4 protein-coding genes and 1 pseudogene are annotated in these 9,464 nt (G+C 75.6%); 3 read left to right on the forward strand and 2 right to left on the reverse strand.

Going from position 1 to position 9,464, the window contains the following annotated elements:
- Positions 1-5,309 (forward strand): pentapeptide repeat-containing protein (locus BG482_RS39545; protein WP_256096619.1); only part of this gene is annotated, 5,309 nt, incomplete at its 5' end.
- Positions 5,310-5,435: 126 nt separating this feature from the next.
- Positions 5,436-7,154: an RNA polymerase sigma factor gene (locus BG482_RS39550; protein WP_069774054.1), complete on the forward strand. Its 1,719-nt coding sequence runs from the start codon at positions 5,436-5,438 to the stop codon at positions 7,152-7,154.
- A gap of 13 nt (positions 7,155-7,167) precedes the next feature.
- Here the strand turns inward: BG482_RS39550 and BG482_RS39555 are convergent, their stop codons facing one another.
- Together BG482_RS39555 and BG482_RS39560 are read right to left on the reverse strand one after the other, a co-directional pair.
- A complete protein-coding gene (locus BG482_RS39555; protein WP_069774055.1) occupies positions 7,168-7,854 on the reverse strand; it encodes a glycerophosphodiester phosphodiesterase in 687 nt (228 codons plus the stop codon).
- Between the two features lie 33 nt (positions 7,855-7,887).
- Entirely contained in the window at positions 7,888-9,015 is a 1,128-nt protein-coding gene (locus BG482_RS39560; protein WP_079142698.1) for an adenosine deaminase, read from the reverse strand.
- 238 nt (positions 9,016-9,253) lie between these two features.
- Between BG482_RS39560 and BG482_RS39565 the strand changes: the two are divergent.
- Positions 9,254-9,464: pseudogene (locus tag BG482_RS39565) on the forward strand (hypothetical protein); the annotation flags it as partial.

The following is a 9,464-nucleotide window of genomic DNA, read 5'->3' on the forward strand; positions in this document are numbered from 1 at the left end:
CCGGCTGGGCCGGACGGCGCAGGCCCGCCGCCGCGCCCGGCTACCCGCGGGTCGCCGGCGCCCCGGCGTCCCGGGACGCGGTCACCGTGCTGCAGCTGGCCGGGCCCGCCTTCGGACGCGGCCAGGACCCGGCCGAACTGCAGGCGGCGATCTGGGGCGATCTCGTCGAGCTCGCCGACGCGGGCGCACCCGGACCCGATCTGCTGGTCGTCACCGGCGACCTCACCGCCTCCGGCAGCCCCCGCGAGTTCGACCAGGCGCTCTCCTTCCTCACCGGACTGCGCGCGCTGCTCGGCCTCGAACCGCACCGGGTGGCCCTCGTCCCGGGCGGTCACGACGTCAACCAGGCCGCCTGCCGGGCCTACTTCAGCACCTGCGAGGCGGACGAGATGCCGCCCCGCCCGCCGTACTGGCCCAAGTGGCGGCACTTCGCCCGGCTCTTCCAGGAGCTCTACCAGGGGCTCGACGCCGTCTTCGACAGCGATCAGCCCTGGACCCTCTTCCCCGTGCCCGAACTGCACACCGTCGTCGCCGGGCTCAACTCCTCGATGGCGTACAGCCACCGGCTCGACGACCAGTACGGCTTCGTCGGGCCCGAGCAGGCCGCCTGGTTCGCCCAGGCGCTGCGGCCCTACGAGGAGGAGGGCTGGCTGCGGATCGGCGCGCTGCGGCACGCCCCCGGGACCGCCCGCGCCGGCGTGCTGCGCGGCGCCGCCGCACCGGACGGCTCGGGACCGCTGCGCGACACCGACGTGCTGGCCCGGCTCACCGCCCCCCGGCTGCATCTGCTGCTGCACGGCCCGACCGGCCCCGGCGCGCACTCCGTCCTGCCCACCGCCGCCGGAGAGCTGCCGCTGCTGGCCGCCGCCGGCCCCGCCCGGCACCAGCTGCTGCGCATCGGCCGCGACGGACTGGCCGTCTGGCCGGGCCCGGGCGAGCCGCGCCGCACCCGGGCCGACTGGCGACGGGCCCACCGCGCCTTCGCCCCCGAGGAGAGCGCCGGCCATCCCGGCGGCCATCCCGGCGAGGCGCCGGACACCGGCGCCGCCGCCGACCCCGAGCCGCGCTCCGTGCAGTCCCCCGCCGAGATACTGCTGGACCGGGTCGCGGAGGTCTGCCGGACCCGGCACGAGGGCGCGCAGATCCGCCCGGTGTCCGGACCGGTTCCCCAACTCCTCGTCACCTGGACCCAGTCGGGCTTCGTACGGCAGCAGCGCGTCGCCGTGCACACCGGCACGCCCACCGACCAGGACGTCGAGCGGGTGGTCGCCCTCGTCCACGCGGCGGACTCCGAGACCGAGGCCGAACTCGTCCACGACGGACCGCCGCCCGCCCGGGAGCTGCGCGACCAGGCCCGCCGCCGAGGCGTGCGGGTGCGCAGCTTCACCGAGTTCCAGGGCCTCCTCGACCTGCGGGCCTACGTCGCCGCCCAGAGCGAGCGGCTGCACACCGACCTGCGCTACCCGCCGGGCATGTACCTGCCCCAGCGGTACCGCGAGATCGAGCGCCTCGACGCCGAGGAACGCGACGGCCTGGTCGACGACATGCTCCGCCTCCTCGACTCCGACCAGGGCCGCTTCCTGCTCCTGCTGGGCGACTTCGGCCACGGCAAGACGTTCGCACTGCGCGAGCTGGCCCGCCGCGTCCCCGTCGAACTCCCGCACCTGGTCCCGCTGCTGGTGGAGCTGAACGCGCTGGACCGGGCCTACTCCTTCGAGGGCCTGGTCGCCGCCCACCTCGCCGCCCACGGCGTCGACAACATCGACCTGCGCGCCTTCCGGTACATGCTCCAGCAGGGCCGCATCGTGCTTCTCTTCGACGGCTTCGACGAACTCGTCACCCGGGTGACGTACGACCGCGCCGCCGAGCGCCTCCAGGTGCTGCTGGACTCCGCCGTCGACAGTGCCAAGATCGTCGTCAGCAGCCGCACCCAGCACTTCCGCTCCCAGGGGCAGGTGCTGACCGCGCTCGGCGAACGCGTGGGCCTGCTCCCGCACCGCCGGGTGCTGGCCGTCCAGGAGTTCACCCCGCAGCAGATCCGCGCCTACCTGGTCAACCGCTACGACGGCGACGACCGCGCCGCCGACCGCCGGGTCCATCTGCTGGACGCCATCCCCGACCTGCTCGCCCTGTGCCGCAACCCCCGTCTCCTCGGCTTCGTCGCCGACCTCGACGACGACCAGCTGCGCGCCGTCGCCGGCGCGGGCCGCGCCCTCAGCCCCGCCGGCCTCTACCAGGAGGTGCTCACCGCCTGGCTGCGCTTCGAGCAGCAGCGGGCCGGCGGCGGCGCGGGCCGGGCCCCCGGACTCAGCCTGGACCAGCTGTGGCGGGCGGTCACCGCGCTCGCCCTGCGGCTGTGGCAGAGCGGCCAGGACTCACTGCGCCTCGACGAGCTGACCGACGTCGCCGAGACCCTGACCGGACTCGCCGACAGCCGCCTGTCGGTCCCGCAGGCCGCGCACGCCGTCGGCTCCGGCAGCCTGCTGGTGCGCGGCGAGGACGGCGTCTTCCGGTTCATCCACGGCTCGGTGGTGGAATGGCTCATCGCCCGCGAGTGCGCGCTGCGGCTGGCCGACGGGGACAGCGCGCTGCTGGGCCGGCGTCAGCTCAGCCAGCTCGCCGTCGAGTTCCTGTGCGACCTGGCCGACCACCGCGCCTGCCAGGAGTGGGCGGAACAGGTGCTGGACGAGCAGGACCCCGGCGGCGCGGAGGTGTCGCGCGCCAACGCCGTGAAGATCCTCTCCCGGCTGCGCGTGCCCGCCCACACCGATCTGCGGGGCGCCGCCCTCGCCGGGGAGGACCTCTCCTACCGCGACTTCTCCGGCGTCGACCTCACCCGCGCCGACCTGACCGACGCCCGCCTGGTCGGCGCGAACCTCTCCGGCGCCGTCCTGCGCGACGCCCGGCTGACCGGCGCACGGCTCGACGGGGCCGATCTCAGCGGCGCCGACCTGCGCGGCGCCGACCTGCGGCGGGCCCGGCTGATCCGCACGGACCTCACCGGCGCGCGGGTCGAGGGCGGCAACTGGCGGCGCGCCGCGCTCATCGCGGCGACCACCGGGGCCGGTCTGCCGGACACCCCCGAACTGGCCGCCGCCGCGTTCGCCCCCGGCATGAGCGTCGACTCCGGCTTCCGGCCCTCCGCGGTCGGCGTGCCCTACGGCTTCGACATGCGCACCAGCCGGCTGCCCGAACCGATCTCGTACAGTCCGGACGGCGAACTGCTCGCCGTCGGCAGCGAGGACGGCGGGGTCCTGGTCTGCGACGCCGTCACCGGCATCGCGCTGCGCACCCTGCAGGGCCACACCGACCGGGTCTACGCCGTCAAGTTCCGCGAGCGCGTGCTGGCCACCGGCGGCGCCGACGGCACGGTGCGGTTGTGGGACCCGGTGTCCGGCGCGTGCAGACATGTCCTGCGCATCCATGACGGCGGGGTCTGGCCGGTCGCCCTCGACGCCGGGGGCGCCCTGCTGGCCACCGGCGACGCCGACGGCGTGGTCACCCTGTGGGACACGGCGACGGGCCGGCCCCTGCACCGGCTGCCCGGCCACTCCGCGCCCGTCTACACCGTCGCCTTCGCGGCGGACGGCTCCACCCTCGTCACCGGGGACGCCTCGGCCGCCGTACGGCTGTGGGACCTCGCCGCCGGCCGGCTGCTGGGAGCGCTGCCCGGGCACCGTGGGGCGGTCTTCCGGGCCCGGTTCAGTCCGGACGGCTCCCTGCTCGCCACCGGCGACATGGGCGACGGGCGGGCCGGGACCGTGCGGGTGTGGGACGTGGCCGACCGGCGGGTGGTGCACACCTTCGACGGACACGCGGGCCGCGTGTACACGCTGGACTTCCACCCCGGGGGCCGGTTCCTGGTCAGCGGGGACACCGAGGGGGAGGTGCGGCTGTGGGACCTGGCCGCCGGGGCCGGCGCCGGGGTGCTCGGCGGCTGCCGCGGGGCCGTCTACCAGGTGCTGTTCGACCCCGACGGGACGCTGCTCGCCGCCGGCGACAGCCAGGGCGTCGTGCGGCTGTGGCGGGTCGACCCGCAGGGCGACCCGGTCGCCGTGCCCCTCACCCGCCAGCCGCCCGAGCACCGCGGCTCGGTCTGGGTGTGCAAGTTCCGCCCGGCCGGCGAAGGGGCCGCCGGGTCCGCGGGGGCCGGGCTCGCCCCGGACTCCGGCTCGCTGCTGGTCACCGGCGGCAACGACGGCGTCGTCCGGCTCTGGGACCCGGCCACCGGCCAGGGGCGGCGGATCCTGCGCGGCCACGGGCGGCGCATCGCCACCCTGTCCTTCAGCGCCGACGGCTCGATGCTGGCGGCCGGCGGCAACGACGGCGTCGTCCGGCTGTGGCACACCTCCTCCGGACGGCGGCTGCGGGAGCTGTCCGGACACAGCGACCGGCTGGTCTCGGCCGTGTTCAGCCCCGGCGGCCCGCTGCTGGCCACCGCGAGCAGCGACGGCGACATGTACCTGTGGAACGCCGGGACGGGTGAGTACCAGCGCGAGATGGACGTCGAGACGGACCACGTCTGGGCGGAGGCGTTCAGCCCGGACGGCGAACTGCTCGCCACCGCCAACGACGACGACACGGTCTGCCTGTGGTACCGGGCGACCGGTGCGCACGTCGTCACCATCGGCGAGCACTTCGGACGGGTCCGCTCCATCGGTTTCCGGCCCGACGGCGCGGTCCTGGCGACCGGTTGCGACGACCGCAAGGTCCGGATCTGGGACGTCGCCGAACGCCGGGTCACCGCCGTGCTCGACGGACACGCCGACCGGGTGTACGCCGTCACGTTCGCGGCCGACGGCTCCTGGCTGGCCAGCGCCTCCTGGGACGGCCGGGCGGTGATCTGGCGCGACGGCGCGGCCGTGCACCGGCTGACCGGCCACAGCGGCAAACTGTGGACGGCCGCGGCCCATCCGCGCCGCCCGCTGCTCGCGACCGCCGGCGACGACCGCACGGTCCGCCTCTGGGACGCCGGCACCGGCCGCGAGTCCGCCGTCCTGACCGGCCACACCGGCCGGGTGCTGGCGGTCTCGTTCAGCCCCGACGGCTCGCTGCTGGCGAGCGGCGGCGAGGACGGCACGGTCCGGCTGTGGGAGGTCCCCGCCGACGGCCCGGTCGCACTCCGCGCCGTCCTGGTCGGACTGCCGGGCGGCTGGGCCGCGCTCGCGCCGTCCGGCGGCTACAAGTACGAGGGGGACGTCACCGGCGAGTTCTGGCACGCCGTGGGCATGTGCCGGTTCGAGCCGGGAGAGCTGGACGGCCACCTCCCCGGGGTCCGCGACGTGCCGCTGGAGGAGCCGCTGCGGTGAGGACCCCCGCGACGGGAGCGCGGCCGAACCTGCCGGAAAAGTGTTATCCGCGCGCCGTGCGGGTCGTCTCCGGAGTGTGATCTGCGACATTGCCGACAGCGGGGGCCCGGCTGAGAGGGTGCGGGCATGACGACGTATGCCGACCCCGGGGCCGGCGGGCACTGGCGGGCCACCATCGCCGAGGCGCAGGCCGGCGACCGGCAGGCGCTGGAGGACCTGGTGGCGGGCTGGCTGCCGCTCGTCTACAACATCGTCGGCCGCGCGCTCGACGGCCATGCCGACGTCGACGACGTCGTCCAGGAGACCATGCTGCGCGCCGTCGACCACCTCGGCTCGCTGCGTGACCCCGACAGCTTCCGCTCCTGGCTGGTCGCCATCGCCATGCGGCAGATCCGCGACCGCGCGCGCCGCCAGACGGACCGGCGCCCCGACGAAGGCCTGCCACCGGGCGAGTCCGCAGACTTCGCCGAACTCACCATCCTGCGGCTTCAGTTGGCGGGGCAGCGACGCGAGGTCGCGGAGGCGGTGCGCTGGCTGGACGACGAGGACCGGCAACTGCTGTCCCTGTGGTGGCTGGAGGTCGCGGGCGAGCTCACCCGGCGTGAACTGGCCGCCGCCGTCGGCATCAGCCGGCCGCACGCGGCCGTGCGCGTCCAACGCGTGAAGGAACGCCTGGAGGTCTCCCGGGGCATCGTGCGCGCCCTCGACGGCGCCTGTCCCGAACTGAGGGAACTCACCGCGCGCTGGACCGGGAGACCGGACTCGGTCTGGCGCAAGCGGCTGGCCCGGCACATCCGCGGCTGCCGCTACTGCGGCGACGCCCGCGAGCCGGTCGTCCCGGCGGAACGGCTGCTCGCCGGGATCGCCCTGGTGCCGGTCCCGGCCGGCTTCACGATCTCCCTGGTCCTCGGGGGCAAGACGGCCGCCGCGGCCACCGGCGCCGCCTCCGCCGGCTGGTCCGCGAAGGTGCTGGCGGCGCTCACCAAGCCGGCCGTGGCGGTCACGGCCGGTGCGACGCTCGCCGCGGGCGGCGCGTACGTCGTCGTGCGGACGCCGGGCGAGCCGCCGGCCCACGCAGCCGTAGTGCCCACGGCGGCGAGCACCTCCACCGCCCCGCCGCCCCCGTCCCGGCCGGCGTCCGCCCCCGCCGCCCCGCCCGCGCGTTCACCCGCTCCCTCCCCCTCGCCCTCGCCGTCGGTGACGCAGGAGAAGACCGCGCCGTACGGCAGCGTCGTCGACGCCGTGGACCACCCGCCCGACCCGGACACCCCGCCCGGCGCCCTGCCGCAGCGGCCCGCGGCCGGCGTCACCAGCAGCGGCGGCCCGCACGCCACGATGAACCACCGCGGGGACGCCGTGACGCTCAGTGGACAGGGTTACGTCCTGGTGCGCTGGCAGATCTCGCCGCAGTACCGGTCCGGCAGCCTGGTCATGCCGACCTGGACCGGCCTCAGGGGCAAGCTCTTCCACGTGGCCTCGGGCGGCGGACGCCGCATGGACGACCCGGTCGACGGCGCCGACGGCACGGCCACCGGCATGGGCGCCGGCAGCACCGGCTACGCCGTCCTGCCGGCCGGCGCCCAGCAGATGTGGCAGAACGAGTACTTCTACCTCGCCGGCACCGTCGTCCTCACCGTGAACGAGCGGGGCGCCGACTACGGCCTCAACGTCTTCCCGACGACCTGGGACGCCGTGCACAAGGACGTCACCAGCGGCCCCGCCCAGGGCGTCCGGCGCTACGGCCTGGTCCGCGACACCGGCCGCGACGACACACCGGTCCCGCAGTACGTCACCCGCGAGACGCCATCGGACCCGGCGACGGCGCCGCAACGCTCCGACGTGTGACGTCCGGCGCGGCTCAGCCCCGCTCGCGCAGCGCGGTCAGGACGTCGATGCGGTTGGTGGTGACGGAGTCGACGCCCAGGTCGATGAGCCGGCGCAGCGCGCGGCGGGTGTCGGGGGTCCACACGGAGAGCAGGAAGCCGTCGTGGTGGACGCGCGCGGCGAGGTCCCGGTCCACCAGGGAGAAGCGGTAGTTGAGCCAGCGCGGCTTCACCGCCGCGAGCAGCGCGGGGCGCGGGGGCGCCAGGCTCGTGCAGGTCAGGGCGATTTCGGCGGACGGGTCCGCGGCGCGCACGGCGAGCATCGCCACGGCGTCGGCGCAGTAGTAGACCCGGTCGGCCGCCCCGGCCTCGCGCACCGCGTCGACGATCCGCCGCGCGGTGCGCTCCTCCCGGGTGCCCGGCAGATCGAGCATCAGCCTGCTGCCGTCCGTCGCCGCGAGCGCCTCCGCGAGGGTGGGCACCGCGCCGTCCGTGAGTCCGCGCACCTCGGCGGCGGACAGCGAGCGCAGCGGCCGGTCCTGCCCCCAGAGCCGCTTCAGCGTCTCGTCGTGGAGCAGGACGGGCACGCCGTCCCTGGTGAGCCGGACGTCGCACTCGACGGCGTCCGCGCCACGGCCGAGCGCGGAGCGCAGCGAGTCGATCGTGTTCTCACGGAAGCGGTAGGGGTCGCCGCGATGGCCCACGGCGGTCACGTTCTGCATGGGCCCATTGTGGCGGGCCGCCGTGGACCGCCGTCAGGGGGCGAGCCACCCGGCGGTGTAGGCGTCGATCTCGTCCCTGACGCGTCGCTTGCCGGTCTCGTCCAGGAAGGAGGCCTCGACCGCGTTCTTCGCGAGGCCGGCGACTCCGCGCTCGTCGAGGTCGAGGAGCCTGGCGGCCACCGCGTACTCGCTGTTGAGGTCGGTGCCGAACATGGGCGGGTCGTCGGAGTTGATCGTCACCAGGACGCCGGCCGCCACGAACTCCTTGATCGGGTGCTCGTCGAGGGTGCGGACCGCACGCGTGGCGATGTTCGAGGTGGGGCACACCTCCAGGGCGATGCGGGTCTCGGCGAGGTGGGCGAGCAGTTTCCCGTCCTGTGCGGAGCTGGTGCCGTGACCGATGCGCTCGGCACGCAGGTGGGTCAACGCGTCCCACACCGTCCCGGGACCGGTGGTCTCGCCGGCGTGCGGCACGGACCGCAGCCCGGCGGCGATCGCCCGGTCGAAGTACGGCTTGAACTGAGGGCGCGGCACCCCGATCTCGGGCCCGCCGAGGCCGAAGGAGACCAGTCCCTCGGGGCGGATCCGGTCGTCGGTGGCGAGCCGCGTCGTCTCCTCGGCGGCCTCCAGCCCGGCCTCGCCGGGGATGTCGAAGCACCAGCGCAGGACGGTCCCGAACTCCGCCTCGGCCGCCTTGCGGGCGTCCTCGACGGCGTCCATGAAGGCGAGTTCGTCGATGCCGCGCCGGGTCGAGGAGAACGGGGTGATCGTCAGCTCCGCGTACCGCACCTGCTGGCGGGCCAGGTCCCGGGCGACCTCGTACGTCAGCAGCCGGACGTCCTCCGGGGTGCGGATGAGGTCGACGACGGACAGGTACACCTCGATGAAGTGGGCGAAGTCCGTGAAGGTGAAGTAGTCGGCCAGGGCCTCGGGGTCGGTGGGCACCTTGGAGTCGGGGTGCCGGGCGGCCAGCTCGGAGACGACGCGGGGGGAGGCGGAGCCGACGTGGTGGACGTGCAGTTCGGCCTTGGGCAGCCCGGCGATGAAGGCGTGCAGATCGCGGCCGCCGGCCGCGGCCGCCGCGGTGGGGCCGGCGGGTGCGCCGGACGCGGGGGAGCCGGACGCGGCGGCTGCTGAGGATGCGTCGAGGCGGTCGGTCATGGGGTCCTCCCCGGGACGGCGCCCCGGGCCGGGGGGCCGGACGGGACGCGGGTGATCGGCTGATCGGTGGGTCGGGATCATCGTAGGGGGAGGTGACGACGGGCGGCCGCGGGCCCGGTCCGGACGCGCCCGGCCGACCACGGGCCGTAGCATGACGGAACGTGCGCGGGGTGGAACGGCGTACGGGTGATGGAACGCAGGACGCAGGCCCGGAAGCGGGCGACAGGGGGATCCACGCATGTCCGACGAGGCGCCGAAACCGACCGACGACGCCACCCGCCATCCATGGCCCGCCCCCGCCTCCGAGGTGACGGACGGTCCGCAGGACGCGGTGCGAAGGGTCCCGTTGGGCAAGGGGCCGCAGGACGCGGTGGCGGGTTCGGGGGGCGCGGGGGCCGCGGCCGAGGGCGCCGCCGGCGCGCCCGGCCCCGCGTGGGGCGCGGCTGTGT

This window comes from Streptomyces sp. LUP30, assembly GCF_001746365.1.
In the GTDB taxonomy this organism is placed as follows: domain Bacteria; phylum Actinomycetota; class Actinomycetes; order Streptomycetales; family Streptomycetaceae; genus Streptomyces.

Coding starts and splice junctions, on each gene's coding strand:
- BG482_RS39550 (WP_069774054.1), top strand. CDS start 5,436: ATGACGACGTATGCCGACCCCGGGGCCGGCGGGCACTGGCGGGCCACC.
- BG482_RS39555 (WP_069774055.1), bottom strand. CDS start 7,854: ATGCAGAACGTGACCGCCGTGGGCCATCGCGGCGACCCCTACCGCTTC.
- BG482_RS39560 (WP_079142698.1), bottom strand. CDS start 9,015: ATGACCGACCGCCTCGACGCATCCTCAGCAGCCGCCGCGTCCGGCTCC.